Source organism: Methylobacterium symbioticum (genome assembly GCF_902141845.1).
In the GTDB taxonomy this organism is placed as follows: Bacteria; Pseudomonadota; Alphaproteobacteria; order Rhizobiales; family Beijerinckiaceae; genus Methylobacterium; species Methylobacterium symbioticum.
Map to the genome: position 1 here is coordinate 21,175 of NZ_CABFPH010000040.1, position 26,317 is coordinate 47,491.

The following is a 26,317-nucleotide window of genomic DNA, read 5'->3' on the forward strand; positions in this document are numbered from 1 at the left end:
CAAAGGGATGATCCCTTTAAGATCCCGGATGTTCAGCCGAGCGCCATCAGCGAGGCGTTGCCGCCGGCCGCGGCGGTGTTCACGCTGAGGCTGCGCTCGCGCAGGAGCCAGGGCAGCGGCTCGTCGGCCGAGGGCACGCGCAGCACCGGGCGAATCGGGCCGGGCAAGGCCGCCACCTCCTGCAAGGCCGCCAGCGTCTCCGCCTCGCCCTCGACGAGGAGCGCGGCGCAGCCCGCCGGATCGAAGGCTTCCGCGCGGTTGATCGCGGCGCGGACCGCTTCCGGCAGGCCGGCGACCCTTTCCCACAGATCAGGAGCTGCGTGCAGCCGGACCGGGTTGCCGGTGGCGAGCGCCGCCGAGAGCTGAGCGACGAGGCCGCCCTCGCTCAGCGGCCGGCACAGGATGGGGCCGCGCGGGCGCAGGCCGTAGCGGTTGCTCTCGCCGACGGGCCCCGGCAGGGCCAGCTCCAGTCCGAGAAGCGAGTGGGCCGCGTCCCGTGCGCAGATCTCGGCTTCCTCGATCCGGCCGGCTGCGCGCAGCGCGTCGCGGAGCGCCCGCAAGGCCGGGGGCGGGGCGTGGCCGGACTGCGGCTCGGACGCGGCGCCGGCCACGAGGCGGCGCAGGTAGAGCGGACCTCCTGCCTTCGGCCCCGTCCCCGACAGGCCCTCGCCGCCGAAGGGCTGCACGCCGACCACCGCCCCGATCATGTTGCGGTTGACGTAGAGGTTGCCGGCCTGGGCCGCCTCGGTGACGCGCGCCACCGTGGCGTCGATCCGGCTGTGCAGGCCGAAGGTCAGGCCGTAGCCGGTGGCGTTGATGTCGGCGACCAGCCGGTCGAGCCCGTCCCGGGGATAGCGCAACACGTGGAGGACCGGGCCGAACACCTCGCGGTCGAGGTCGTCGAGCCCCGCGATCTCGATGAGCGTCGGCGCGACGAAGCTGCCGCCCGCGCACGCGGCCGGCAGCTCGAGGGCATGGAAGGGACGGCCGAGCGCGCGCATCCGCGCCACATGGCTCAGGATGCCGTCGCGGGCCTCGGCGCTGATCACCGGGCCGATATCGGTGGCGAGCCGGTCTGGACGGCCGATGCCGAGCTCGGCCATGGCGCCCTTCAGCATGGTCAGGACGCGCTCCGCGATCTCGGCCTGAAGGCAGAGCACACGGAGCGCCGAGCAGCGCTGACCGGCGGAATCGAAGGCGGAAGCGAGCACGTCGGCCACGACCTGTTCCGGCAGCGCCGAGGAATCGACCACCATGGCGTTCTGGCCGCCGGTCTCGGCCACCAGCGGCACCGGTCGCCCCTCCGGATCGAGGCGGTCCGCGAGGCTGCGCTGAATCGCGCGCGCGACCGCGGTCGAGCCGGTGAACAGCACCCCGCGGCAGCGCGGATCGGCCACCAGCCGGGCGCCGACTTCGCCGTCGCCGGGCAGGATCTGAAGGGCTTCCGCAGGAATGCCGGCCTCGTGCAGGAGCGACACCGCGAGATCGGCGACGAGGGGCGTCTCCTCCGCAGGCTTGGCGAGGGCCGGATTGCCGGCGGCGAGCGCTGCGGCGACCTGGCCGGTGAAGATCGCGAGCGGGAAGTTCCATGGGCTGATGCAGACCACGGGCCCGAGGGGACGGCAGGTGTCCGCGTCGAGGCTCCGCGCCTGCGCGCCGTAATAGCGCAGGAAATCGACGGCCTCGCGCAACTCGGAGACCGCATTGCCCAGCGTCTTGCCGGCCTCGCGCACCAGCAGGGCGAGGACCGCGTCGCTGCGCGCCTCGAACAGGTCGGCGGCGCGGGCGAGGCGCCGGGCGCGCTCGGCCACGGGGATGGCGGCCCAGGCGGGGGCTGCGGCCTCGGCCCGGGCGAGGGCGGCCTCCACCGTCTCCGCATCGGCCTCGACCACGTGGCCGACGATGTCGGCGCGGTCGGCCGGGTTCGTCACCGGACGTTTCGACCCGTCGGCGCCGGGGCCGAGCGGCGGGTGCGCGGTTCGCGGCCCATGCGCTGCCGCCGCGAGACTCGCCTGCAGGGCGGCGAGCACGGTCTCGTCGGCGAGGTCGAGGCCGCGGGAATTGGCCCGCTCCGGGCGGTAGAGGTCGCCGGGCCGGGCGATGCCCGGATGCGGACTGCCCCTCGGCTCGATCGCGCGGGCCTGCGCCACCGGATCGGCCACGAGGTCGGAGACCGGCACGCTGGAATCGCCGATCCGGTGGACGAAGGAGGCGTTGGCGCCGTTCTCCAAGAGCCGCCGGACGAGATAGGCGAGCAGGGTCTCGTGGCTGCCCACCGGCGCGTAGATCCGGCAGGGCGGGCCGAACTCGCTCTCCACCACCTCCTCATAGAGCGCCTCGCCCATGCCGTGCAGGCACTGGAACTCGTAGTCGCCGAACCGGAAATCCGGGCCGGCCATCGCGACGATCGAGGCGAGCGTGCGCGCGTTGTGGGTGGCGAATTGCGGGAAGATCCGGTCGCGGGCGGCCAGCATCGTTCGGGCGCAGGCGAGGTAGGACACGTCCGTGTGGAGCTTGCGGGTGAAGACCGGGAAATCGTCGAGCCCATCCACCTGGGCGCGCTTGATCTCGGCGTCCCAGTAGGCGCCCTTGACGAGGCGGACCATGATCCGCCGCCGGCCGCGTGCCGCGAGGTCGATCAGGGCGTCCAGAACCGCCGGGGCGCGCTTGCCGTAGGCCTGGACCACGAAGCCGAGGCCGTCCCAGCCGGCAAGGTCGGGATCGAGGGCGAGGCCCTCGAGGATGTCGAGGGAGAGATCGAGCCGGTCGGCCTCCTCGGCGTCGATGTTGAGGCCGATATCGTGGCTGCGGGCCGCGCGGGCGAGGCCCTGCACCCGCGGCAGCAACTCGGCCATCACCCGGCCGCGTTGCACCCGGGCATAGCGCGGGTGGAGCGCCGAGAGCTTGATCGAGATGCCGGGCCCGGCATAGGGCCCGCGCCCGGCCGCCGCCCGGCCGATGGCCGCGATGGCGCCAGCGTAGTCGCGCTCGTAGCGCGCGGCGTCGGCAGCGGTCAGCGCCGCCTCGCCGAGCATGTCGTAGGAATAGGAGAAGCCGCGCGCCTCCATGGCGCGGGCCCGGTCCAGCGCCTCGCCGATGTCGCGCCCGGTGACGAACTGGCCGCCCAGCATCCGCATGGCGAGATCGACGCCGCGGCGGATCACCGGCTCGCCGAGTCGGCGGACGAGGCCCGAAAGTGCCGCCGACAGGCCGGATTCGTCATGCGGCGCGACGAGGTGCCCGGTGACGACGAGGCCCCAGGTCGCGGCCCCGGCAAACAGGCCGTGAGCGTGGCCGAGATGGGCGCTCCAATCGCCCGTGCCGATCTTGTCGCGGATCAGTGCGTCGCGGGTGGGCTCGTCGGGGATGCGCAGCAACGCCTCGGCGAGGCACATCAGCGCCACGCCCTCGGCGCTTGAGAGGGCGAATTCCTGCATCACCTGCGCCACCGGGCCGCGGGTGCCCTTGGCGCGCAGGGCGCCGACGAGGCGGCGGGCCAGGGGGGCGGCGACCGCCTCCTCGCGCGGGGTCGGTGCGGCCTGTTCGAGGAGCGGGCTCAGGCATTCGGGCTCGGGCCGGCGGGTCGCGGCGCGGATCCGCTCGCGCAAGGGGCCACCCGGGGAAGCGGGGTCGGCGAAGGTTGCGAAGGGGCGGGGGAGGGCCTCGCGCAGATCGGCGCTCTCGCTCATCGTGCCGCGCCCCCCGGGGCCATCACCTGTCCCGGAGTGTAGACGCAACCGGCACGCCGCACGATGCCCCGGGGCGCCGCAGGCCTATCCCGCCGCGCCGGTCGGGTGCGGGATGCCGAGATCGTGTCCCGCATCCTCCGGCTCGAAGCTCCAGGCGGGCTCCTCGTCGGACTGCTCGATCAGCGTCGCGAGGCTGAGCCCGTGCGTGAGGACCAGCTGCTCCGCGCGCGCGCCATCGCGGGCGCAGAGGGCGTCGATGATCGCGGCGTGCTCGCGCGTGGAGCGCTCGGCGCGCCCGTCCTGGCGCAGGGCCAGGTTCCGGATACCGCGCACGTGCATGAGCAGGTTCTCGGCGAGGCCCGAGATCACCGGGCAGTCCCCGAGGGCGATGATCGTCTGGTGGAAGCGGATATTGGCGTCCGCATAGGCCGTCGCGCCCGGCGGCGGCGCCTCGCCGTAGAAGTCCGGGAAGGCGCTGCGCAGCCCGGCGAGCTGGGCGTCGGTCGCCCGGCTACAGGCGGGGCGCGCCGCCATGCCTTCCAGAGCGGTCCAGGCATGGACGATGTCGACGATCTCGTCCCGCGTGCGCCGCACCACGTAGACGCCGCGCCGGGCCTCGCAGCGGACGAAGCCTTCCTGCTCCAGCACCATCAGCGCCTCGCGCACCGGGGTGCGGCTGACGCCGAGGTCGCGCGAGAGGCGGCGGGCATCGAGGCGCACCGTCTCGGGGCTGGCATAGATGTCGAGCCCCGCCAGGGCATCCTTGATGGCGCGGTAGGCGAGGGTGCTGAGCGAGGCGCCCGCAGAGAGGGGCGCCAGGGAGATCTCGTCGTCCTCCGCCATCGCTCGTCCACCTCCCGCCGGGTGTGCGAGGCAAACTGGTATACGGAATTCCAAAAGTCAACGCTGGGCGTTGTCGTCCACGAGCGCGCGGATCTTGAGCTGGTCGATCGCCCAGAGCCAGCTTCCGTCCGGCTGCCGCCGGGCGAGCTCGACCGAGATGACGCCGTTGGGCAGGCGCGCCGAGGTCAGCGCCACGTCTCCGTTGACGATCGGCTCCGGCGTGTCGGGGAGGGGAAAGTCCGACTTGCGCGCCAGCAGGTCCGTGTAGAAGCGGCGGATCTCCGCGTGCCCGGTGGCGACAACCCGGCCCGCCGCGACCACGGCTCCGGGCTCGTAGAGGGCGACCAGCCCGTCCGCGTCGCCGGCATTGGCGCGCGCGTTGAACAGGCGGGCGAGGTCGCCCGGCTCGCGCGCGGTCTCGTTCGCATCCGTTATGATGGGGTCCGTCATGGCGCGTCCTCCGTTGGGCTCGCGACGGCGTGGCTCTCGCTGAGGAGCCGTCCGGCGCTGTCCGAGACGGTGACGGCGACCGGGATGCCGGCCTTCACGCTCTCGGACACGGTGCAGAAGTTCTGGAACTGCGCGAGCACCCGGTCGATCCGGTCGAGGCTCGCGGCCTCGGCGCCCAAGGCGATCTCGACGGTGATGCCCGTCATCCGCAGGCGACCCGCCGCGTTGCGCTCGACCTGGGCGCGGGCCTGCGCGGCGATGCCTATCGCCCGTTGTCGATACTTCGCCAGGGCGAAGACGAGGCTGGCGCAGAGGCAGTTCGCGACCGCGGCCGTCAGCAACTGCTCGGGGAAGGGCCCGGCGCCGGTGCCGATCGGCTCGGCCTCGTCCACCGCGAGAGCGGGGAGGGCGCCGCCGAAATCCACCTCGAAGCGGTAATCGGCGATATGCCGCAGCGTGACGATCGCGTCCTGGCTCATGCTGCCCGCGTCCCCATCGGCTTCGCTCCGCATCGGGAGCGCCGTCAGACAAGTCCGCAGGCGGCGATCCGATCCGCGGCCGATCCGGCACGGCGCCGCCTTGGGCCTGCGAGTCGATCAGACGGCGTGTTCTGTAACTCGGCCCCCGACCCGGGACTTGACCTGTCCATCGCATTTGGCATACCACATACCATTATGAAAGGTCAGGCGATTCCGCCGCGGACCGTGAGAGAGACCGGTTCGAGCCGGTCGCGCGAGGGGAGGCGTCGCATGCTGTGACGAGAGCCGTTCCCGAAGCCGGGCGAGAGCGCCCGCGCTGACCTTACGACGAGGATGATCGGGGCGGCCCCGTCGGGCGCCCCGGGGGTGTCCGAAGGACCTGCGGTGCAGGCCGGCGGATCGCCTGTGTCGAGTGAAGGAGCGACCGCCATGAGCGTGGACGCGTTGAGCCGAGACATCGATTTCGCCGCGATCGTCGCCGCCTCCGGTGACGCCGTCGTGGTGTCCGATCCGGACGGCACGATCACGGTCTGGAGCCCGGCCGCCGAGCGCATCTTCGGCTTCTCCGAGGCCGAGGCGCTGGGCCAGACCCTCGACCTGATCACGCCGGAGCGGCACCGCCGCCGGCACTGGCAGGGCTATGCCGAGACCATGCGCACGGGCGTCACCCGCTACGGCGCCGAGGTGCTGCGGGTTCCCGCGCTTCACAAGGAGGGGCGGCCCCTCTCCATCGCCTTCACGGTCGGCCTCGTCCGCGACGGGGCCGGCGCGATCAGCGGGATCGTGGCGGTGATCCGCGACGACACCGCCCGCTGGGACGAGGACCGCCGGCTGCGTCGCCGGCTGGCGGAACTCGAAGCCGAGGTCGCCGCGCCGGCCTGAGCGCCGACGCGGCACACGAGACGGATTCGCGGGAGCCGGCCACGCAACCGGTCGCCGAGGACGCGAAGACGCTGCGGGCCCGGCCTCGGTCAGGCCCGCTCAACAGGCCGGTAAGGCCGGATCGGAAAACCCAAGCTCGACGACACGTCAGTCGCATACGCTGCCGATTAGGGAGAACACGCAAGATGAGCAAGCCGCTCGAGGGGATCAAGATCATCGACTTCACCCACGTCCAGGCCGGTCCCGCCTGCACGCAGCTGCTGGCCTGGTTCGGCGCCGACGTGATCAAGGTCGAGCGTCCCGGCGCCGGTGACGTCACCCGCACCCAGCTCCGCCACGTGGACGATGCCGACGCGCTCTACTTCACGATGCTGAACTCCAACAAGCGCTCGCTCACGCTGGACACCAAGACGCCGGCCGGCAAGGAAGTGCTGGAGAAGCTGATCCGCGAATCCGACGTGATGGTCGAGAATTTCGGCCCCGGCGCGCTCGATCGCATGGGCTTCTCCTGGGCCCGCATCCAGGAGCTCAACTCCGGCATGATCCTCGCCTCGGTGAAGGGCTTCTCGGACGGCCACCACTACGAGGACCTGAAGGTCTACGAGAACGTCGCCCAGTGCGCCGGCGGCGCCGCCTCCACCACGGGCTTCTGGGACGGCCCGCCCACCGTGTCGGCCGCCGCGCTCGGCGATTCGAACACCGGCATGCACCTCGCCATCGGCATCCTCACGGCGCTGCACCAGAAGTCCAAGACCGGCAAGGGCCAGAAGGTCGCCGTGTCGATGCAGGATTCGGTGATCAACCTCTGCCGCGTGAAGCTGCGCGATCAGCAGCGCCTCGACGCGCTGGGCTACCTCGAGGAGTACCCCCAGTACCCGCACGGGACCTTCTCGGACGTGGTGCCGCGCGGCGGCAACGCGGGCGGCGGCGGCCAGCCGGGCTGGGTGCTGAAGTGCAAGGGCTGGCAGTCGGACCCGAACGCCTACATCTACTTCACGATCCAGGGCCATGCCTGGGCCCCGATCTGCAAGGCGCTCGGCAAGCCCGAGTGGATCGACGATCCGGCCTACAACACCGCCCGCGCCCGCCAGGACAAGATCTTCGAGATCTTCGCCTTCATCGAGGATTGGCTGGCCGACAAGACCAAGTTCGAGGCCGTCGACATCCTGCGCAAGTTCGACATCCCCTGCGCGCCGGTCCTGTCGATGAAGGAGATCGCCGACGATCCGTCGCTGCGCGCCAGCGGCACGATCGTCGAGGTGCCCCACCCGAAGCTCGGCTCGTACCTGACGGTCGGCAGCCCGATCAAGTTCTCCGACATGGAGGTCGAGGTGAAGGCCTCGCCGCTGCTCGGCGAGCACACGGACCAGGTGCTGCAGGATCTCGGCTACACGGCCGACCAGATCAAGGAACTGCACGCGGCCCGCGCGGTCTGATCCGCACAGGCTCAGGCGCCAGCGTCAAGACGAAACGGCGGCGCGTCCCTCGCGGGGCGCGCCGCCTTCCTTTTGGGCGGGCCGTCCCGGCATCCCGGGCGGCCCGGTCGCTCCGAGCCTGTTCGACCGATCCGGATCGGTCATTCCTGCCCGCGTTCTCATCCCGAGGTGCTGTCGCAGAACGGGGCGACCTCGAAGGAGGGTTCCTGCGAGTTTTGGCTCAGGTCTTCATCTCGGGGTCGGAGCGCACTGGGCACGAGGCCCGAGATCGGGTCGGAGACGACGACCTGCGAGGCTGGTCCTGAGGAACGTGTTGCCGGCGGAGGTGGCGGGCAAGAGCGGCAACCGACGGCCCGCCGCCACCCAAGGCCCACAATTTCAATTTAAAAGTGAAATCACGGTTGTATCAAATGCAACCAACATTCTTCCATTCGTAGACTGCGGGACCGATCATTCTGCAGGTGCTGAGAGGATGATGGCGGGAGCGGCGATCCGCGTCCGACCGATGTCAGCACCTTGCAGGACCGGAGTTTGTGCTCATGCTGAGCCGCGTCACCACCTCGCTGTTCCTTCGCTTCATGCAGTCGCGGGCCTGCGGCGGCGCTGTGCGTGCGATCACCCGCCTGACCGTGCAGGATCGCCTGCCCGGTCGCAGCACCGTCCGCAGCCCGTCAGGCGTGCGGCCCTGATCCGGTACGCGGCTGAGCCGGAGCCGCTCAGGCGGCCCGAGCGAGATCACCCTCGATGGTTGCCAAGGCCCGCTCCAGGGCCGCGAAACAGGTCGGATCAAAGGCCGTGCCGAGGTCGGCGCGCATGATGCCGAGAGCCTTGTCGAGCGGCATCGCCGCTCGGTAGGGCCGGTCGGCGGTCAGCGCATCGAAAACGTCGGCCACCGACACGATACGGGTTTCCCGCGCAATCGCATCGCCTTCCAGCCCCCGCGGGTACCCCTTGCCGTCGAGGCGCTCATGATGATCGCCGCCGATGCGGGCCATCTCGCGGAAGGCCGCCACGCGGGTCAGGATGGTCTCGGACAGCGAGGCGTGGTTGCGCATGTCGCGCCATTCCGCATCGTCGAGCTTGCCGTTCTTGTCGAGGATCGTGTTCGATACCCCGAGCTTGCCGACATCGTGCAGGAGCGCCGCCCGCTTCAGCCAGCGGCGGCGCTCCGGTGAATAGCCGAGCTCGGCGGCGATCATGTCGGCGTAGACCGCGACCCGCTCCGAGTGGCCGGAGGTGAAGGGGCTCTTGGCGTCGATGATCTGAGCGAAGGCTCGGGCGATGTCGTCGAGGTAATCCTCATCCACGATGATCGGGCTGGCCGGCGCCAGCGCGAACACGGCCGCCTCGACCTCCGCGGACGCGAGCGTCTCCCAGAAGGCAGGATTGGCTGCGACCGCCTCGAAGCAAGCGACGATGTGCGGATCGAACCATGTGCCGGAGCGCGCCCGAACCTCAGCCAGGGCGGCTGCGGGGCCGGCTGCGGTATGGAACACATCCACCACTTGGGCGAGCAGGGCCACACGCGCATAGAGGGGGATCGCAGGGCCGGTCAGACGGTCGGGCCGTCCGCTGCCGTTCCAGTGTTCATCCAGCGCGTGGATCGCCTGGCAGACGCTTGCGGGGAAACGAAGCTGCCGCGCGATCTCGGCTCCGCGTTGGCAGCGGGTTTGGATGAGGTCGTCGACGATCGTCCCACCGTTCTGCAGGATGTTGAGCACGGCCCGGAACCGTTCGGCCAAGCCTGCCTTGAGGCCCGTGTGCGAGAAGACGAACCCAAGCACTTTGGGAAGGCTGTCGCTGACAGTCTTGAAGTCACGCTTGAAGCTGAGATCGTCCGATAAATAAAGTTCACAGATGCGGGCGGCGTTGCTGGAGCAGCCCAGATCCTTCAGCATGACCGTATGATAGAGTTCCCAAAGCTGGGCTTCCGGCAGGCCCAGCTGTTGGCCGATATGGGTGCCGATCCAAGTTGCACGGACGCAATGGCCAGCGGGCTGACCCTCCGTGAGATCGAGGGCGTGGCTCAAGGCGCCGAGGATCTCTGACAGCTGCACCGTCTCGGTTTCAGCCTCACCACCTGCCACGATCCGCATCGTTCCAGCTCAATCCATTGTCTTGTAGCCGAGACAAGTATCAACGGAAGTTGACGAAACCGTTGCTGGCTGGTCGAAACGAGCGCCGAAAGACCGGTGAGCCGCCCTGCGCGTGTCCGATCTCCGGACACGTGATCCAAGAGCCGGATCGTCGCGCATCCACCCAACCCGGCCGTCGGAAGGCCTCATCACGAGCGTGACGGCGGAGCGTCCCTGGGTCCGCAACGCCGTCCAGAGCCACCCCCTGGCCGCCAGGGTGCCGAGATTCAGCCTTGTGCTTCACCGTCGGGACGAGGGGGCACATTTCCGTTGTCCATGAATCAATCAGACCACGGATCAGAAGACCTCATCCGATCATTCGCCCTGAGAGCCTGTTTGAGCGGGATCGACGGATCGTCATGCAGAGACTTGGCTCATCCCGCCCATCCACCTCATCCTGAGATGCGAGGAGGGGATACGCGTGATCAACACCGCTCGACCTCAAACAGGCTCTTAGAGCGCTCTTAAGCCGAAGTGGATGCCGGTTCGGCGCCAGAGAGCGCGTCACAACAAAGGTTGAGAGCCGTTCCCGGTCGCAACGCGATCGGGAACGGCTCTAAAGACGCGTGGCTGCGGCACTTCCTGCAGTCTCGAGCATTGACCGCGCACCCCCCGTTCCCTCCGTGAGGCGCGAGGCCTATGCCTGCCGTTCCAGCTTGGCTGATGCGCCGCGAGACGCTGCTGCTGGCAGCCATCCTCGCGATCTGTGCCAGTGGCGGCATCGCCTGGTACCTGCTGCAAGCGACCGTGCTCACGATCGCCGTCGCTCCGCGCGACGGCACCGAGCCGGAGCTGATCAAGGCCTATGCCGATGCTCTCGATGCGGGGCACGAGACGGTCCGCTTGAAGATCCTGTCGTTCGACGACGTGCGCGAGAGCGCCGCCGCCCTCCAGGACGGGCGCGCCGACCTTGCGGTGGTCCGGCCGGATGTTCTTCTGCCGACGAACGGGCTGACGCTCGCCATCCTGCGCGATCAGGCGATGGTCATTGCCTCACCGGCCCAGGCCGGCATCAAGAGCTTCCCCAAGCTCGCCGGCAGGCGGCTCGGCATCGCCGCACACCGGGATGCGGACGTCTCGCTCCTGAAGAACATCCTCGGCTACCATGGCTTGGCGCTGGACACCGAGCCGGCAGGCGGCCCGGTGCGCGAGGGGTCCGTGCATCTCGTCCGGGTCGATCAGGATGCCGTCGCAGCGGCCTTCAAGGACAAGCGGATCGATGCCTTCGTCAGCATCATCGCGCCTTCGGCGCCGAAAGCGCTGGGGCTGGTCGGCGCCGTGCGCTCGGCCTCCCGCACCGGTAAGGTCGAGTTCGTGGCGGTCGAGGACGATGGCGCCATCATCGAGCGCTTCCCGCGGCTCCAGGCCGTGACCATCCCGGGCGGCCTGTTCGCCGGCGATCCCAAGCTGCCCGCCGACGACGTGAAGACCGTGGGGGCCTCCTATCGGCTGATGGCGCGTGCCTCCCTCAGCCGGGTCGTGGCAGCCGATGTCACGCAACAGCTGTTCGAGAAGCGCACTGCGGCCGCCGAGAAGACGGATGCCGCCGAGTACGTCCAGGCGCCGGCCTACGACACGACCGCCGCGGCGACGAGCGCGCGCGTCCCGATCCATCCCGGTGCCATCGACTACTATGAGCGCGAGCAGCACGGTTTCGTCGATCGCTACGGCGACACCCTCTATCTCCTCGGTGCCCTGGCCGGCGGCCTGTTCTCGGCGCTCGCCTGGCTGCGACAGCGCTTGTCCAGCCTGCGCCGCGAGCGGATCGACGAAATCATCGATCGATTGCTGGAGGTCACCGACCAGGCACGCGCGCTGACCGATCCGGCCGCCATCGAGGCGCTCAACGTCGAGGTCGACCGGCTTGCTACGGAGGTCGTGCGCTACGCGCGAGCGCGTGACCCGGACGAGCGGACGATGGCCGCCGCGTCAATTGCCATCGATACGGCGAAGGCAACGATCGCCGATTGCCGGTCCCTTGCAGTCCCCGCGAAAGACCAGGGTCCGCTTCGGACCCTCAGACCCCTTCGCCTGCATGGGCCGGACACGTGAACGAGCGGCATCGACCGCTCTGCCGGCACCCGGACCTTCCGAGGGCCCGCAGAACGCCGGAGGCGGAGTCCGATACGCTCAAGCCGAGCGGGCTTTGAGCCTCGGAGGAGATCGGCGCGGGGCGGGCTGCGCGTCCGCCGGATGACGCGATCTGTCTCGCGCAAACAGGCTCACTCGGCTGCGGCCTCGACGGAGCCCGGCGCGGCCTCGTCCAGGAAGAACGAGACGGCGCGGGAAACCACGTCCGGGTTCCAGGCATGGGGCCCGTCATACTCGACATAGGTCAGGTCGTAGCCGGCCTCCCGCAGCTTGCGCGCGTGGACCCGGGCGCTGCGGTCGATCGGGATCTGTTCGTCCTGGCGACCGTGCGACAGGAACAGGCGCGGGGCGCCCGCCTGCATCTGCACCGTGAGGAAGCCCGCCGACGAGATGATCACGTGGCTCGCGAGGTCGCCGTTGGTCAGGCCCATCGACAGGGCGTAGCTGCCGCCATCCGAATGGCCCGCGAAGGCGAGGCGGCGCGGGTCGATCAGGACATGCGCGGAGACGCGGGCCAGCGCCTGGTCGAGGCGCTCCCGGTCCGGGCCGTTGCCCGCGATCACGAGGTCCCAGGTCGGGAACAGCGATTGCGGCGCGAGGAGCAGGAAGCCGCGGGCCTGCGCGTGGGCCTCGAGCATCGGCAGGATGCGCTCGGCGCTGCCGCCGCCGCCGTGGAAGAGCACGACCAGGGGCGTGGGCCGGCTCGCGTCGATCCCCTCCGGCACCACGAGCACGGCGTCGCGCTCGGCGAACAGGCCGAGGGGCTGCCGGCCCGGCGGCAGCGGCGCCCGGTCGGGCAGGCGGGGGCGGAAGCTCAGGCGGCCCGCCAGGGCGGGATCGAGCTGAAGACCATCGAGCATCGGGAAACCTCCGGGCCGAAACGCGAAGCGCCGCGGCCGGTGACGGCCGCGGCGCTCGAGATCGCATCAGGATGTCAGGCGCATCAGGCCTTCTTCTTGAGCTGGCTCTGCGGGTTGAGGCTGCCGATATTGCCGCTCTCGCTGCCGGCCTCGGGGTCGATCACGGCGTTGATTAGGGTCGGACGGCCCGAATCCATCGCTTCGTCGACGGCGCGCTTGAGCTCGTCCGGCGTGGTGGCGTTCACGCCGACGCCGCCGAAGGCCTCCATCATCCGGTCGTAGCGCGAGTCCTTCACGAAGACCGTGGTGCCTGGGTCGCGCCCGGTCGGGTCGGTGTCGGTGCCGCGGTAGATGCCGTTGTTGTTGAAGACCACGATGCAGACCGGCAGCTCGTACCGGCAGATCGTCTCGACCTCCATGCCGGAGAAGCCGAAGGCCGAGTCGCCCTCGACCGCGAGCACCGGCTTGCCGGTCTCGATGGCGGCGGCGATGGCGAAGCCCATGCCGATGCCCATCACGCCCCAGGTGCCGACGTCCAGGCGCTTGCGCGGCTGGTACATGTCGATGACGCCGCGGGCGAGGTCGAGGGTGTTGGCGCCCTCGTTGACGAGGATGGCGTCGGGCCGCTCCTTGATGACCGTCTTCAGGGCGCCGAGCGCGCCGTGGAAGTCCATCGGCGCCACGTTGCGGCGGAGCTTCTGCTCCATCTTGGCGACGTTGGCCTCCTTCTTGGCCTTGAGCGTGTCGAGCCAGGCGGCCGGGGGCTTCTGCCAGTCCTTGCCCATCCCGTCGAGGAGGGCCTGCACGCAGGAGCCGATATCGCCGACGACGGGGGCGACGATCTCGACGTTCGAATCCATCTCCTTCGGCTCGATGTCGATCTGGATGAACTTCTTCGAGCCGGGCGCGCCCCAGGTCTTGCCCTTGCCGTGCGACAGGAGCCAGTTCAGCCGCGCCCCGACGAGCAGCACGACATCCGAATCCTTGAGTGCCGTCGACCGGGCGGCGCCGGCCGACAGCGGATGGGTGTCGGGCAGCAAGCCCTTGGCCATGCTCATCGGCACGTAGGGAATCCCGCTCCGCTCGACCAGCGCCCGCACCCCCTCATCCGCCTGGGCATAGGCGGCGCCCTTCCCCAGCACGATCAGCGGACGCTGCGCGCCCTTCAGCACGTCGAGCGCGCGCTGGATCGCCTCTTCGCCCGGGCGTTGGGCCGGGGCCGGATCGATGACCTTCACGAGCGATTTTTCGCCGGCCTCGGCCTCCATCACCTGCGAGAACAGCTTGGCTGGCAGGTCGAGATAGACGCCGCCCGGACGGCCCGAGACCGCAGCGCGGATGGCGCGGGCCACGCCGATGCCGATGTCACAGGCGTGCAGAACGCGGAAGGCGGCCTTGCAGAGCGGCTTGGCGATGGCGAGCTGGTCCATTTCCTCGTAATCGCCCTGCTGCAGGTCGACGATCTCGCGCTCGGACGAGCCCGAGATCAGGATCATCGGGAAGCAGTTCGTGGTCGCGTTGGCCAAAGCGGTCAGGCCGTTGAGGAAGCCGGGGGCCGAGACCGTGAGGCAGATGCCGGGCTTTTTGGTGAGGAAGCCCGCGATCGCCGCAGCGTTACCGGCGTTCTGCTCGTGGCGAAAGGACACGACGCGCATGCCGCGAGCCTGGGCGAGGCGGCCGAGATCGGTGATCGGGATGCCCGGCACGCCGTAGATCGTCTCGATGCCATTGAGCTTCAGCGCGTCGATGACGAGGTTGAAGCCGTCGGTGAGCTCGGGCTCGGCCGCGACCGGTCCCTCGGCATGCGACTGGCGCAGCTCCTCCGTGATCGTCTCGACGGTGCTCGCTGCGAGATCGGCGGTGGTGCGGTCGTTGGCGGTGCGGTCCATGGCGCGTCCTTCCAGGTCTTGTCTCTCGATCTTGTCGTTCGGCCGCCCGTACCGGGCGGTGCCTCGAATGCTGGCGGCGGTGCCTCGCGGGCATCGCGAGAGCGTTGGGTCCGTCAGAGAGTGCGGGCGAGCTCCATCCGTGCCTGAGCAGGCATAATGAATGCCGTCGCACTCCCGAGGGCTGACATCGCTCGCCGAATGAAATGCTCGGCCGCAGTTGCGAGAAGGCGGGATGCTGCAAGTCTGGGCTTTGGCCGCCTTCCAGCGCCCGTCGCTCGCTTGTAATCCAGCATCCCATTCCTCCCGGTGTACGGATCCTTTCGGCCCGCACTGTCGAGCTTCGGGCGGAAGTCAGCGGCACTCCGTGCTCAACTGTGCGCGGAGCCGAAGTCTGCTATCCTATGTCCTGCTCGACTTCTTGGTCGACGGTATACCAGATGCAACCTTGCGCAGATTCGCTGAGGGGTGTCAATCAATCCGGCACGAAATTGCAGCCGGGTTGTCACTCGTTTCTCTCGCGCTACGGGGGCAGGCACTTTGCTGCCGGGATCCGAGGGCATTGCAGTTCGGGCGCGGTGGATGGCCACTTTCGCGCCATCCGGGCGTTGGGGGAAATGCGATCAAAGACATGCTTGGCCGGGCGCGGCACCCCGGCCACATGGACGGAGGGTCAGGCATGGCGACGGACCACCAGCAGACCGCGGCGGACCATGCCGACAAAACGTCAGCTGAGCGGCTGGAGCGCACCAACGCTCTGCTTGCTGCCTGGGCTGCCTGTTCGGCCGCGGAGAGTGGGCCGTTGATCGAGCAACTAGAGGCCCTTGGCTACGCAGTGCGTGGCAAGTCCCGCGAGGAGGTTGAGGCTGTGCTCAGGTCACCCCCGACGCGCGGATAAGCGGCGCCGCGCATTCGCGGAGTCTTCGCCGGACGCAGCCATTCCACACTAAGCGGCCAAGCCTGTTCGGGCCCGCCGCGGAGGTTGGTGCATGCACCTCGACCCGGACATCTATGAGGGCCTGTGCCGGACGGCCGCAACAGTCTCCTCCGACCTACACGCGGTCTTCCGGGATATCGGGCCGATTGTCGTGCCACCGCCGAGTCATGCGAGTGTCGCCGACCGACTGTTCGTGGAGGTGGTGAACCAGCAACTCTCGATCCGCGCTGCCCTTTCGATTTGGGGGCGGATCGAGGCCGCTGCCGCGCGTCGCGGCGAGCCCGTCCGGAATCTGTTCGCCGATGCTGAACGCCAAGAGGCCGCCGCGCTGCTGCGCGCCTGTGGTGTCTCTGGCAACAAGGTGCGGGCGCTGCAGGCGATCCATGCGGCCGACGTCGCGGGCCTGCTCGGCCCCGATCTGGCTGCCCTCCCGCATTCGGAGCGCGCGCGTCGTCTCTGTCGAATCCGTGGGGTCGGGCCGTGGACCGCCGACATGATCGGAATCTTCCATTTCCTCGATCCCGACATCTGGCCTGTCGGCGATGTTGCCGCAGTCGGTACGCTGCGTCGCCTCGCCGGCTGCACCGATACCATGCCCGTGGCGGCAGCCTTCGTTCCCTATCGGTCGTTGCTTGCCCGCTACCTGTGGCGCAGCCGCGACGCTGCGGCGACCTCTCTGGTGGCGGCCTGAAGGATGTGCGGGAAAGGTCGGAAACCGGATCGCCTACGAGACATTAACACTTGACGAACGATGCGTGCCGCATCATGCGCTAGTCGTCCGTCAGGGTGCTGCGTCCGCGCGCCGAACCCTGCGGTCTCACTGGAACCACGAACCCTATGCCCGACGACAGTAGTCGATCGACCATGCCGCCTATGGCCGCGCGAGCGGGCCGCGCCTGATCGTCGGATCGGCTCGCCCCGCGACCGGCCTTGGCGGCTGGTCGCAAACGAGGTGAGCCATGTTTGTTCTCAACGGAGCCTCTCGGCGTGCCGCGCGCGGTGCCCGCCGTGATCACAGCGTGATCGTTATCGCCTTCATGATGGCTCTGGTCTTCGTGCCGGTGCTCGGCATGCATGCGGCCGTCTCCACCGGCAGCGACGCCGCCTTGTCTGCCGTGGCCGAGGGCATGGCGCAGGTCGCCAAGCGCTTCGAGCGACAGCCGGGCTGACTTCGCCCTCGTGAGGTGGCTGGCTGTTCCGCGCCCGAGCCTATGATGGCAGGGCTGCAAACTCGATCCAACGCGGATAGCGGTTCGGACGATCGCCGCATCAGCCAATGAGCGGAAGGTCGGCTTCGCAAGCGATCCGCCTTCCGCCTCAAACAAATCCTTGCAAGCGTTGTGACGGCTCAGTGCTCCGTGCCCGGCATATTCTGGCGCGGAGCCTCCCCATGATCGTGGATGAAACTGGATCGCCTTGGGTCGCCTTTCTGCTGCGCGACCCGGATCCGCATCACGAGGGCTACGGCCACGGCGATGACGAGGGTCATCAGGGCTAGAGCAATGATGAGTTGGCCGTTGTCCGACATGAGCGTCTCCTCGTAATTGAACTACCGAGTCAACAAACCTCAGCTCCGCGAAGTTCTAGGGAATCGACGTCACCTTCGGTTGATCCGCGCCATGTGTCCCACGGGATCAACTCGAGTTTCGGGCCAGCGGAAAGCTTGGCGGCGTGCCTTCGCCAGGACCCATGGCGCGGGTGGGCTTAAGCCAAGCAATCAGATCTCACTCGGCTCCGTACGCCATCAGTACTCGGCTTCGAACCGACGGCAGATTCGGACTTAGAGCCGTAGCGGTGCGGTCCGCGGCCCATTGGGCATGGGCATGCACGCGGAAGCTGCGGCTACTAAGAATGCGTACGCGCGTCTCGCGTGGACAGAGGTGTGATTGTCGTTCTCGGAACGATATTCAGATCTATCTATGATGGATGTTATGTGCCCGAGATGTCCTGGGAAGATCTTGGTGGGCGCACTAGGGTTCGAACCTAGGACCCGCTGATTAAGAGTCAGCTGCTCTACCAACTGAGCTATGCGCCCGACCGCCTTTCGGCGATCTCTCGTGGCGGCCACCAAGTTCCGCCGTCGAGGTGAGGCCTGATAGCAAGCGATCCGGGGGCTGTCCACCCCCAGATCGCAGGTTTTCTCAAGCGGTGGCGGGATCCTGTGCATGCAGGCGGCGAGCCGACGCCGCGAGCTTGTTCAGCGCCGAAAGATAGGCCTTTGCGGAGGCCACCAGCGTGTCCGGATCGGCGCCGCGCGCCGTGACACCGCGCTCGCCATCCTTCAACCGCACCGAGACCTCGGCCTGCGCATCCGTGCCCTCGGTCACCGCGTGGACCTGATAGAGTTCCAGCACCGCCTCATGGGGCACGAGTGCGTGGATCGCGTTGAACACTGCGTCGACCGGCCCGTTGCCGTCGGCCTCCTCGGTCAGCGTGCGGCCGTCCATGGCGAGCTTCAGCGTCGCGCGCTGCGGCCCGTGCGTCCCGGCGATCACGGAGAGCGAGACTAGGCGGATGCGGTCGTGGGCCGTGGCAAGGTTCTCATCGACCAGAGCCTCGATATCCTCATCGTAGACATGCTTCTTCCGGTCGGCGAGTGCCTTGAAGCGCTCGAATACATCCTGGAATTGGTTGTCAGAAAGGTGCAGGCCGAGCTCGCCAAGCTTCGAGCGGAAGGCCGCGCGACCCGAATGCTTGCCCATGACCAGGGAGGTCTTGGTCAATCCCACGGAGGCCGGGGTCATGATCTCGTAGGTCTCGGCATGCTTCAGCATGCCATCCTGATGGATGCCGCTCTCGTGCGCGAAGGCATTGCGGCCGACGATCGCCTTGTTGAATTGCACGGGGAAGTTCGTGGCGTGGCTCACGAGCTTCGAGGCGCGGGTCAGCATTGTGCTCTCGATGCCGGTCTCGTAGGGGAGAGCGTCGGCGCGGGTGCGGATCGCCATCACGATCTCCTCCAGCGCCGCGTTCCCGGCCCGCTCGCCGATGCCGTTGACGGTGCACTCCACCTGCCGCGCTCCGCCCTCGATGCCCGCCAGCGAGTTGGCGATCGCCAAGCCCAGGTCGTTGTGACAGTGGACGGAGAAGATCGCTTTGTCGGAATTCGGCACGCGCTCGCGCACGGCCTCGAACATGGCGCGGTACTCGGTGGGCGTCGCATAGCCCACCGTGTCGGGCAGGTTGATCGTGGTGGCGCCGGCCTTGATCGCCGCCTCGACGCAGCGGCACAGGTAGTCGATTCCGGTGCGGGTCGCGTCCATAGCCGACCATTCCACGTCCTCGACAAGGTCGCGGGCCTGGGCCACCGTCCTGAGGATGATCTCGACAACTTCGTCCTCGCTCTTGCGCATCTGGTAGGCGAGGTGGATCGGCGAGGTCGAGACGAAGGTGTGGATGCGGCCCCGCTGCGCATGGCGCACGGCCTCACCCGCCCGCGCGATGTCGGCAGGGATGGCGCGGGCTAGACCCGCGATCACCGCGCGCTTGGAGCGCCGCGCGATCTCGGAAACCGCCTCGAAATCGCCGATCGAGGCAATCGGGAAGCCGGCTTCGATGATGTCGACGCCCATCGTGTCGAGGAGTTCGGCCACCGCCAGCTTCTCGTCGAGCGTCATGGTCGCGCCGGGGCATTGCTCGCCGTCGCGCAGAGTGGTGTCGAAGATCAGCACGCGATCGCGAGCCGAGGCGGGAGAAGTTGTGCTCATAAGATAACCCTGTCGCGAGAGGCCCGGCGCAGCCTGCGGCCGTGGCGACTCTGGAAATGACGATGATGACGATTCGCGACCCCCTGAGAGCCCAGGCGCGCGCCCGGACGGCCCTCAGGGGCGGGTAAGCGGAAGGCCGAGAAGGAGCGCGCGCGACCGTGCGGCCGCGAAGGCGGCGCTCTTGGTCACAGACGCTGAGCCGGCTCTGGCCAAGGCTCGTCACTCCGGGCGGGGCGCGGACCGGTTGCCGGCCCGCATGTCATCAGCGGGGCTACCTATCCCCCCGGCCTGCAAAACACAAGCGAACCCTCCAGCCGTAGGCGCGCACAGGCGAGGGGAACGGTTGGTGCGGCCATGCCGGCCGGGGCTGTGCACAACATGCGTCAACCGTGGAAAACCACCGAGCCGGAACAAACATGTGTAACGAACGCGTTATGCTTTCGGTAACCTAACAAACGTTGAGAACAAAGGCCCGTCAGTGGCACGCTGCGCGTGTCCGGGGCTTGTCTTGGGAAAATTTGCATGCGTCCCTTGCCGACGCCACAGCTTCGTGCGCGCAACGCGCGGCGAAGAATACATGCCGGTATCGCTGCAACAGCGGCTCCGCTGCGTGCCACGCCTGCGTTGCTACATCCGCAGGTCTTGCCGGACATCGCCCCACCGCGCGTGCTCGGCCCTGACGAAGTCCGTCTGCAGACCGAAGTTGTCGCGGTTCTCGACCGCGCTGGTGCCATCCGTGACACGGAGGGCCGCACCGCGGCCGTGATCGATGCCCTGCGCGTGATCCGCGAGACGGCAGGGGAGGGGGCTTGGCCCGATCTGGCGCTCGATGCGGTCCGTGCGCATCCGCTCGCCGCGTTACTCTGGTCCTGCCCACTCACCGACCACGCTTTCCAGCGGCCGCGGGGCTATCCGGGCGATGCTGGCCTGCTCGACCTGATCTATCGCCATCCCGACGCGGCGGATGCGGTCGCGGAGGCAGGTGAGGCCGGCCGCGCGGTCTACGCCGTCACGCAGGATTCTGCGCCCTGCCGCTCCGTGCGCGAGCGTCGTGAGATCCTCGCCCTTGCCATCGACCGCGTCGCCGCCGAGCGACCGGGCGCCGAGATGCTGGCGGTCGCCTGCGGCCACCTGCGCGAGGCCGAGATCAGCGCGGCCCTCAGGGCGGGACGCGTCGCCCGCTTCCTCGCCACCGATCAGGATGCAGATAGCCTCCGGGTCGTCGCGGACCAAGCCAGGACGCTGTCGCCCGCCATTGCTTGCCGCGCGCGCAGCGTGCGCGACTTCATCGCGGCGCGGGAGGATCTCGGCCGCTTCGATCTGATCTACGCAGCCGGACTCTACGACTATCTCGACGACCGCATCGCCGCGCGGCTCACCCGCCGGCTCTTTGCTCTGCTCAAGCCCAGGGGGCGCCTCGTGGTGGCGAATTTCCTGCCGGGGCTCGGCGAGCAGGGCTACATGGAAGCCTTTATGGATTGGTGGCTGATCTACCGAACGGAAGCCGAGATCCGCGGCTTCGCGGGTGAGATCTCGGAGAACGACATCCGATCCACCCGCTATTTTCCCGACAAGGCTGGCTGCGTGGGCTATCTAGAACTGGAGCGGGCCTGACGGGCGGCCGTGTCGGGATGCCGTTCGGCCTCCGGCCCGAGATCCTGCTGAACGTTGTGCCGGAGGTGGGTCCGCAGCAACTCGATCGGCATCGGCCGACCGATATGGAAGCCCTGGATTAGATCGACGGGAAGCCCGGCCAGCCGATCAAGATGGCCGACATTCTCGACCCCTTCCACTAAGGGCCTGTGGCCGGCATTCCGCACGAGTCCGATCATGTCGCGCAGCATCCCGGCGCCCCGCTCTGTCGCCGCAGCGTGCAGGAAGGACCGGTCGACCTTTACCACGTCGAAGGGGACGGTCTGGAGGCATGAGAGGCCGGAGAAGCCGGTGCCGAAATCGTCGAGCCAGACCTGCACGCCAAGCTGCCTCAGCTCGGCGATCCCTTGCAGCACTTCGGGTCGGCTCTCAATCTCCAGACCCTCGGTCACCTCTACGGCGAGGCGTGCCGGCTGCAGGCCGAGGCTGCCCAGAACCTCGGCGATACCGAGCACAAAGCCCGGATTGCGGAATTGTACCGTCGAGACGTTCACGCTGATGCGTGGGGCGAGCCCGGGCACCAGCACCTCGCGGCAGGCGGTACGGATCGCCCAGCGGCCGAGCTCGACAATGGCGCCGGTCCGTTCGGCAACCGGGATGAAGGTAGCCGGGGAGATCGGCGCGCCGCCCGGCGCCGTGAGGCGCATCAGGGTCTCGACGGCATCGACCCGGCCGGTGCGGGCGTCGAGGATCGGCTGGTAGACGAGGGAGACCCGATCCTGCGCCAGCGCCGTGCGCACGATGTCGGCCACGCTCTCGCGCAGGTCGAGCCGCTCGGGATCGTGGCGGTCGAATGCGCGCACGCAGTTCCGGTCGCTCGCCTTGGCCCGGTACAGGGCGCGATCGGCCTCGGTTACCAGCCGCTCCGCCTTGGCGCCGGGCAAGTCCGCGCTGAACACCGCGCCGACGCTCGCCGTCACCGTGCGGAGCCGGTCGGGCCGCTGTGCGTGTTCGAGGTCGAGATCGGCGACCGCGCGGCGTATTCCCTCGGCGATGGCGATAGTCGCGTCCCGGCTCTCCGAGCAGACGAGCACGATGAACTCCTCGCCGCCGAACCGGCCAATCGAGCCACCGTGCCGGCCGCTTGCCGCCTCCATGGCGCGGGCGACCGCCGTAAGGCAGGCATCGCCCGCTTGGTGGCCGTAGAAGTCGTTGTAGCGCTTGAAGTAGTCGATATCGATGAGGATCACGCCGAAGGACGCGCCTCCCGCCTGCCAGGCCTCCCAGGTGATGCGCAATTCCTCGTCTATCGCCCGACGGTTCGGCAGGCCGGTCATGGCGTCGGTAGTGGAGAGCCGCAGCAGGTCGGCGCCGCGCTCGGCGACCTTCCGCTGCTGGATCTCCGCACGCACCGCATTGAGGAAGACCCGGTATCGCTCGCGGTTGAGTTTCCAGTTGACGAACAGGGTCAGCAAGTAGGTGGCGACGTAGAGCGTGCCGACCACGACCGTGTAGGTGGCGCCGACCGGGAACAGCGTTGCCAAGGCCAGGAAGAAACCCGCCAGGATAACTCCCGACGTCGCTGCGGCAAGGCTGAAGCCGAAGTTGAAAAACAAGTTCGAGACCATCATGAAGATGATCCCGTAGATGATGTAATACGATGCGCTCAGATGATGGACGCTGAAGCTCGTTAGGCACAGCCACGCCGCGTAAGCGGCGATCACCCCGACGGCGCATTGCTTGTCAATCCGCGACAGGGGCTGGCCCCTGCGAAGTTGCGCGTCGAGGCCGAAGACGAAGACCACCCAGATGCCGAGGCGGGCGATGCTCGTATAGGCCAGGACGTCGGGGATCAACAGTGCGTCGGTGGCCGTGAAGATCAGGTAGAGTAGTCCCGCGACCCAGACAGCGGCGCGGTAATCCTGCCTTTCCTGCGCGGAATCGCGACGCGCGCGCAGAAGTCGGCAGAGATCCTGCGACCGCCGCTCGTGCCAGCCCTTCGCCAGTTCGCCGTCTATCAGATCGGCAATTTCCGGTTGCATGGTTCGGTCCACGTACCGAACCACATGGCCGTCGCCTGCCTTACGAAACTATGAAGGTCACGGTCTCCCCTTGTGGGAAAGCGTCGGTTCCGCCCCTTCCGATCAGTGCTGGATGCGATCGAGCGCCGCAGTTCACGGTTGTATACGGCGTAAGAGGGCAAGAGTGGCTGCCCCGCTCAGAACCTGTTCAAGCAGGATCGGCCGATCGTCGTACGGAGATCCGGCTCGTGCCATCCTTTCGTTCGCCACGAGGTCAAGCATAGCTCTGATGCGCGTGAGAACCTGATCGAGTGGGCTGTCGGTCAGGCTCTAAAATCTCTGCTTTAACTGCGCTCATGCGCGGAGCCGGTGTCCGCTCCGGCAAAGAGCGCCCTAGTGGAGGGCCGCTCGGTTTCGTCCGCTGCGGGACGCGCGGGCCGGGTTGCGTGGACGCTTGCGGGCCATTGGCCGGTCAGGCTCCAATTCCGTGAACGGGACCTCAAAGAGTGGGCGATGCTCAGCATCAGCGACCGAGAACCGGTAGCGTGTGAGTTGCGGGTTACGCGCGCAATCGCCGTGCGAGGTGAACCCGGCACCGTGCCGGGCCGCATCGAGGGCAGCCTGATCGTCGGCGCAGTCGAGCCCTTCATAGTCGAGGCAGACAAGCCCGGACCCGGATTGAACGTCGAAGAAGTACCGCGGCATCGCGCCCTCCGTTGCCGCCCCCGGTCGTGCCGGAATCTCTGCCCGGTCGCGTCGGAGCCAGTGTGCGCGCCGCCAGCCGTGCTGTCACGCGGCAGCGCGGCATGGCCGCGCGGGTAGTCCTCCACATCGAAGCCGCGAGCAAAGCCCGCGCCCAATGCCCGCAAGCCCGGCCGGCACTGGCCTGTACATTGCATGCCATCTGCCAAGCCTCACGCATCCGTGAGGTCGTCTTCTTCCTTTCGCGCCGCACGCCCTTCGCCTGTTGAGAGAGTTTCAATGGATCGCATCCCGTTGACCCGCCGCACGCTGCTCGCCGGAAGCGCCGCCGTCGCTGCTCTCGGCCCGACCGGCAGCCTGCTCGCGCAGACGGGCCGGCCGAACGGCAGCCTGACCTACGGCATCTCGATGACTGATCTGCCGCTGACCACCGGGCAGCCGGACCGAGGCGCGGGCGGCTATCAGTTCACGGGACTCACGCTCTACGATCCGTTGGTCGCCTGGGAGCTCGACTTGGCCGACCGGCCGGGAAAGATGGTGCCGGGCTTGGCGACGAGTTGGGAGAGCGACCCGGCCGATCGCAAGAACTGGATCTTCAAACTCCGCGAGGGCGTCACCTTCCACGACGGCTCGGCTTTTGACGCTGACGCGGTGATCTGGAACTTCGACAAGGTGCTCAATAAGGAGGCGGGGCATTTCGATCAGCGCCAAGCGGCGCAGGTGCGTCCGCGCCTGCCGGGTGTCGCCGCCTACAAGAAGCTCGACGCGATGACGGTGCAGGTGACGACGAAGAGCGTCGACAGCCTGTTCCCCTACCAGATGCTATGGTTCCTGATCTCGTCGCCGGCACAGTTCGAGAAGGTCGGGCGCGACTGGTCGAAATTCGCCTTCGCCCCGTCGGGCACCGGCCCCTACAAGCTGGCTGGTCTGACCCCGCGAGTCCGCGCCGAGTTCGTGCCGAACGAGAGCTACTGGAATCCGAAGCGCGCGCCGAAACTTGCCAAGCTGACGCTCGCCTGCGTGCCGGAGGATCTTGCCCGAGTAAACGCGCTGCTCTCCGGCAATCTCGACCTGATCGAGCTACCCGCGCCCGACGCGGTGCCGCGTCTCAAGGCCGCCGGCATGCGCGTCGTCGGCAATGACACGCCGCATGTCTGGAACTATCACCTCTCGATGGTCGAGGGCTCGCCCTGGCGGGACCTGCGCCTGCGCAAGGCCGCGAACCTCGCCGTCGATCGCGAGGGCGTGGTGCAACTCATGGGCGGCCTCGCCGCCCCCGCGGTCGGGCAGGTCCAGCCCTCAAGCCCGTGGTTCGGCAAGCCGGGCTTCCAGATCCGGACCGACATGGATGAGGCCCGCAAGCTCGTGAAGGAGGCGGGCTACTCCGTCCAGAACCCGCTCAAGACCAAGTTCCTCATCCCGACCGGGGGCACCGGGCAGATGCTCTCTCTCCCGATCAACGAGTTCATCCAGCAGAGCTGGGCCGAGGTCGGCATCCAGGTCGAGTTCCGCACTGTGGAACTGGAGGTGGCCTACACCGCTTGGCGCCAAGGCGCGACCGATCCGAGCCTGAAGGACGTGACTGGAGGCAACATCGCCTACGTCACCTCCGACCCGTTTTACGCGATGCTGCGCTTCTACGATTCCCGGCAGATCGCGCCGAACGGCGTGAACTGGAGCCACTACCGCAACGCTGAGGTCGACGCGCTCTGCGACAAGATCCGCAACAGCCTCGACACGGCCGAGCAGGACAAGCTCCTCGCCCGCATGCATGAGATCGTGGTGGACGACGCGGTGCAGGTCTGGGTGGTCCATGATACCAATCCGCACGCTCTCTCGCCGCGGGTGAAGGGCTATACCCAAGCCCAGCACTGGTTCCAGGACCTGACGACCCTCGCCTGAGGGGCTTGACCGGCACCGGTGCCAGCCGCACCTCGACGGGGGGCAGGGCGCCGGGGCCGGATGTGGGACAGCGTTACGGTCTTGAGATCCGCGCCGCGACCGGTGCCGATGCAGCCGGCCTCGCGGAATTCCTGGCGGCGGCCGGCCGGCCCATCGAGCCGCACCGGCTGGCCGAGCGCCTGGAGGCGCTGCGGCAGGCCGGCGGCAGCGCGTTGATCGCGGTCGCCTGGGGGCCGCCGAGCGGTCTCGTCACCTTCCACCGGCACCACACCCTCGATGCGGATCTCGCGGTGGCGCGGATCGATGGGCTCCTCGTCAGCCCGGACGAGCGCCGCCGCGGCATCGGCCGTCTGCTCCTCAAGGCGGCCTCTCAGGCGGCCCGGATCGCGGGATGTGGCACGCTGCACATGGAGATCGCGCCCGATCAGGCGGAGCTGCGCGCCTTCTGCGCGGCGACCGGCTTCACCCCCGGCGCGGCGATCTACGAGCGTCCGCTGCGCAAGCGGAGCTGAGGGCAGCCGATGGATCGCGCCTGTGGGTGACGGCCCGTGGACACTGTGGATGGTTCACGCGTCCTCGGCCTCGTAGGCCGCCGGCATGTCCGGCCGCCTGGGTGGAGTGAGGCCCATATGGCGGAAGGCGTGTGGTGTGAGGACGCGTCCGCGCGGGGTGCGCTGCACGAAGCCCTGCTGGATCAGGTAGGG

Annotated in this window: 21 protein-coding genes and 1 tRNA gene; 9 read left to right on the forward strand and 13 right to left on the reverse strand. The window is 68.4% G+C overall.

Annotated elements, in window-relative coordinates; translation table 11 throughout:
* Positions 1 to 32: 32 nt before the first annotated feature.
* The 4 genes from putA to MET9862_RS14865 form a co-directional block, all read right to left on the reverse strand.
* Complete coding sequence (gene putA, locus MET9862_RS14850) at positions 33 to 3,689, reverse strand: bifunctional proline dehydrogenase/L-glutamate gamma-semialdehyde dehydrogenase PutA (protein WP_142583717.1); 3,657 nt, start codon at positions 3,687 to 3,689, stop codon at positions 33 to 35.
* Between the two features lie 84 nt (positions 3,690 to 3,773).
* Complete coding sequence (locus tag MET9862_RS14855; RefSeq protein WP_142583718.1) at positions 3,774 to 4,532, reverse strand: GntR family transcriptional regulator; 759 nt, start codon at positions 4,530 to 4,532, stop codon at positions 3,774 to 3,776.
* 57 nt (positions 4,533 to 4,589) lie between these two features.
* Entirely contained in the window at positions 4,590 to 4,982 is a 393-nt protein-coding gene (locus MET9862_RS14860) for a YybH family protein (protein WP_142583719.1), read from the reverse strand.
* Positions 4,979 to 5,461: an OsmC family protein gene (locus MET9862_RS14865; RefSeq protein ID WP_142583720.1), complete on the reverse strand. Its 483-nt coding sequence runs from the start codon at positions 5,459 to 5,461 to the stop codon at positions 4,979 to 4,981. Before MET9862_RS14865 ends, MET9862_RS14860 begins: the two co-directional genes overlap by 4 nt.
* 429 nt (positions 5,462 to 5,890) lie before the next feature.
* Between MET9862_RS14865 and MET9862_RS14870 the strand changes: the two genes are divergently transcribed.
* The 3 genes from MET9862_RS14870 (at position 5,891) to MET9862_RS29405 (ending at position 8,468) form a co-directional block, all read left to right on the forward strand.
* Positions 5,891 to 6,343 (forward strand): PAS domain-containing protein, encoded by a 453-nt coding sequence (locus MET9862_RS14870; protein ID WP_142583721.1) that lies wholly within the window; start codon positions 5,891 to 5,893, stop codon positions 6,341 to 6,343.
* Between the two features lie 185 nt (positions 6,344 to 6,528).
* Positions 6,529 to 7,779 (forward strand): formyl-CoA transferase, encoded by a 1,251-nt coding sequence (gene frc / locus MET9862_RS14875; protein WP_142583722.1) that lies wholly within the window; start codon positions 6,529 to 6,531, stop codon positions 7,777 to 7,779.
* A gap of 539 nt (positions 7,780 to 8,318) precedes the next feature.
* Positions 8,319 to 8,468 carry a hypothetical protein gene (locus tag MET9862_RS29405; protein WP_185156876.1) on the forward strand — a complete coding sequence of 50 codons (150 nt, stop codon included), beginning with the start codon at positions 8,319 to 8,321 and terminating at the stop codon, positions 8,466 to 8,468.
* A gap of 27 nt (positions 8,469 to 8,495) precedes the next feature.
* On the opposite strand, the gene MET9862_RS14880 is transcribed toward MET9862_RS29405, so the two are convergent.
* Positions 8,496 to 9,875, reverse strand: coding sequence for an HD-GYP domain-containing protein (locus MET9862_RS14880; RefSeq protein WP_142583723.1), 1,380 nt, complete (start codon positions 9,873 to 9,875; stop codon positions 8,496 to 8,498).
* Between the two features lie 678 nt (positions 9,876 to 10,553).
* Between MET9862_RS14880 and MET9862_RS14885 the strand changes: the two genes are divergently transcribed.
* Positions 10,554 to 11,966: a TAXI family TRAP transporter solute-binding subunit gene (locus MET9862_RS14885; protein ID WP_142583724.1), complete on the forward strand. Its 1,413-nt coding sequence runs from the start codon at positions 10,554 to 10,556 to the stop codon at positions 11,964 to 11,966.
* Between the two features lie 170 nt (positions 11,967 to 12,136).
* On the opposite strand, the gene MET9862_RS14890 is transcribed toward MET9862_RS14885, so the two are convergent.
* The gene (locus tag MET9862_RS14890; protein ID WP_142583725.1) at positions 12,137 to 12,865 is read right to left on the reverse strand and encodes an alpha/beta hydrolase; all 729 of its coding nucleotides are present in this window, start codon (positions 12,863 to 12,865) and stop codon (positions 12,137 to 12,139) included.
* An 83-nt stretch (positions 12,866 to 12,948) separates the two neighbouring features.
* Positions 12,949 to 14,754, reverse strand: coding sequence for an oxalyl-CoA decarboxylase (oxc, locus tag MET9862_RS14895; protein WP_142583726.1), 1,806 nt, complete (start codon positions 14,752 to 14,754; stop codon positions 12,949 to 12,951).
* A gap of 986 nt (positions 14,755 to 15,740) precedes the next feature.
* Here oxc and MET9862_RS14905 point away from each other — a divergent pair.
* Together MET9862_RS14905 and MET9862_RS29410 are read left to right on the forward strand one after the other, a co-directional pair.
* Positions 15,741 to 16,379 carry a DNA-3-methyladenine glycosylase family protein gene (locus MET9862_RS14905; RefSeq protein ID WP_142583728.1) on the forward strand — a complete coding sequence of 213 codons (639 nt, stop codon included), beginning with the start codon at positions 15,741 to 15,743 and terminating at the stop codon, positions 16,377 to 16,379.
* A gap of 328 nt (positions 16,380 to 16,707) precedes the next feature.
* Positions 16,708 to 16,857: a hypothetical protein gene (locus MET9862_RS29410; RefSeq protein WP_185156877.1), complete on the forward strand. Its 150-nt coding sequence runs from the start codon at positions 16,708 to 16,710 to the stop codon at positions 16,855 to 16,857.
* A 179-nt stretch (positions 16,858 to 17,036) separates the two neighbouring features.
* On the opposite strand, the gene MET9862_RS14910 is transcribed toward MET9862_RS29410, so the two are convergent.
* The 3 genes from MET9862_RS14910 to MET9862_RS14920 form a co-directional block, all read right to left on the reverse strand.
* Positions 17,037 to 17,216, reverse strand: a complete 180-nt coding sequence (locus tag MET9862_RS14910; protein WP_142583729.1) for a hypothetical protein — start codon at positions 17,214 to 17,216, stop codon at positions 17,037 to 17,039.
* Positions 17,217 to 17,647: 431 nt separating this feature from the next.
* Positions 17,648 to 17,723: transfer RNA gene (locus tag MET9862_RS14915), tRNA-Lys, on the reverse strand.
* 106 nt (positions 17,724 to 17,829) lie between these two features.
* Positions 17,830 to 19,395: a 2-isopropylmalate synthase gene (locus MET9862_RS14920; protein WP_142583730.1), complete on the reverse strand. Its 1,566-nt coding sequence runs from the start codon at positions 19,393 to 19,395 to the stop codon at positions 17,830 to 17,832.
* Positions 19,396 to 20,061: 666 nt separating this feature from the next.
* Here MET9862_RS14920 and MET9862_RS14925 point away from each other — a divergent pair.
* The gene (locus MET9862_RS14925; protein WP_142583731.1) at positions 20,062 to 21,009 is read left to right on the forward strand and encodes a class I SAM-dependent methyltransferase; all 948 of its coding nucleotides are present in this window, start codon (positions 20,062 to 20,064) and stop codon (positions 21,007 to 21,009) included.
* Here the strand turns inward: MET9862_RS14925 and MET9862_RS14930 are convergent.
* Complete coding sequence (locus MET9862_RS14930) at positions 20,985 to 23,030, reverse strand: putative bifunctional diguanylate cyclase/phosphodiesterase (protein ID WP_142583732.1); 2,046 nt, start codon at positions 23,028 to 23,030, stop codon at positions 20,985 to 20,987. The genes MET9862_RS14925 and MET9862_RS14930 overlap by 25 nt on opposite strands.
* Positions 23,031 to 23,402: 372 nt before the next feature.
* On the reverse strand, positions 23,403 to 23,714 hold the full coding sequence (locus tag MET9862_RS30765) for a DUF6894 family protein (protein ID WP_142583733.1): 312 nt from the start codon (positions 23,712 to 23,714) through the stop codon (positions 23,403 to 23,405).
* Positions 23,715 to 23,990: 276 nt separating this feature from the next.
* On the opposite strand from MET9862_RS30765, the gene MET9862_RS14940 reads away from it, so the two are divergent.
* Both MET9862_RS14940 and MET9862_RS14945 read left to right on the forward strand, forming a co-directional pair.
* Entirely contained in the window at positions 23,991 to 25,613 is a 1,623-nt protein-coding gene (locus tag MET9862_RS14940; RefSeq protein WP_142583734.1) for an ABC transporter substrate-binding protein, read from the forward strand.
* 62 nt (positions 25,614 to 25,675) lie between these two features.
* Entirely contained in the window at positions 25,676 to 26,125 is a 450-nt protein-coding gene (locus tag MET9862_RS14945) for a GNAT family N-acetyltransferase (RefSeq protein ID WP_142583735.1), read from the forward strand.
* A 54-nt stretch (positions 26,126 to 26,179) separates the two neighbouring features.
* Here the strand turns inward: MET9862_RS14945 and MET9862_RS14950 are convergent.
* Positions 26,180 to 26,317 (reverse strand): Holliday junction DNA helicase RuvB C-terminal domain-containing protein (locus MET9862_RS14950; protein ID WP_280178970.1); only part of this gene is annotated, 138 nt, incomplete at its 5' end.

What these genes read in the sequence shown, in the direction of transcription:
- putA (WP_142583717.1), bottom strand. Translation starts at nt 3,689, where the DNA reads ATGAGCGAGAGCGCCGATCTGCGCGAGGCCCTCCCCCGCCCCTTCGCA.
- MET9862_RS14855 (WP_142583718.1), bottom strand. Translation starts at nt 4,532, where the DNA reads ATGGCGGAGGACGACGAGATCTCCCTGGCGCCCCTCTCTGCGGGCGCC.
- MET9862_RS14860 (WP_142583719.1), bottom strand. Translation starts at nt 4,982, where the DNA reads ATGACGGACCCCATCATAACGGATGCGAACGAGACCGCGCGCGAGCCG.
- MET9862_RS14865 (WP_142583720.1), bottom strand. Translation starts at nt 5,461, where the DNA reads ATGAGCCAGGACGCGATCGTCACGCTGCGGCATATCGCCGATTACCGC.
- MET9862_RS14870 (WP_142583721.1), top strand. Translation starts at nt 5,891, where the DNA reads ATGAGCGTGGACGCGTTGAGCCGAGACATCGATTTCGCCGCGATCGTC.
- frc (WP_142583722.1), top strand. Translation starts at nt 6,529, where the DNA reads ATGAGCAAGCCGCTCGAGGGGATCAAGATCATCGACTTCACCCACGTC.
- MET9862_RS29405 (WP_185156876.1), top strand. Translation starts at nt 8,319, where the DNA reads ATGCTGAGCCGCGTCACCACCTCGCTGTTCCTTCGCTTCATGCAGTCG.
- MET9862_RS14880 (WP_142583723.1), bottom strand. Translation starts at nt 9,875, where the DNA reads ATGCGGATCGTGGCAGGTGGTGAGGCTGAAACCGAGACGGTGCAGCTG.
- MET9862_RS14885 (WP_142583724.1), top strand. Translation starts at nt 10,554, where the DNA reads ATGCCTGCCGTTCCAGCTTGGCTGATGCGCCGCGAGACGCTGCTGCTG.
- MET9862_RS14890 (WP_142583725.1), bottom strand. Translation starts at nt 12,865, where the DNA reads ATGCTCGATGGTCTTCAGCTCGATCCCGCCCTGGCGGGCCGCCTGAGC.
- oxc (WP_142583726.1), bottom strand. Translation starts at nt 14,754, where the DNA reads ATGGACCGCACCGCCAACGACCGCACCACCGCCGATCTCGCAGCGAGC.
- MET9862_RS14905 (WP_142583728.1), top strand. Translation starts at nt 15,741, where the DNA reads ATGCACCTCGACCCGGACATCTATGAGGGCCTGTGCCGGACGGCCGCA.
- MET9862_RS14910 (WP_142583729.1), bottom strand. Translation starts at nt 17,216, where the DNA reads ATGTCGGACAACGGCCAACTCATCATTGCTCTAGCCCTGATGACCCTC.
- MET9862_RS14920 (WP_142583730.1), bottom strand. Translation starts at nt 19,395, where the DNA reads ATGAGCACAACTTCTCCCGCCTCGGCTCGCGATCGCGTGCTGATCTTC.
- MET9862_RS14930 (WP_142583732.1), bottom strand. Translation starts at nt 23,030, where the DNA reads ATGCAACCGGAAATTGCCGATCTGATAGACGGCGAACTGGCGAAGGGC.
- MET9862_RS30765 (WP_142583733.1), bottom strand. Translation starts at nt 23,714, where the DNA reads ATGCCGCGGTACTTCTTCGACGTTCAATCCGGGTCCGGGCTTGTCTGC.
- MET9862_RS14940 (WP_142583734.1), top strand. Translation starts at nt 23,991, where the DNA reads ATGGATCGCATCCCGTTGACCCGCCGCACGCTGCTCGCCGGAAGCGCC.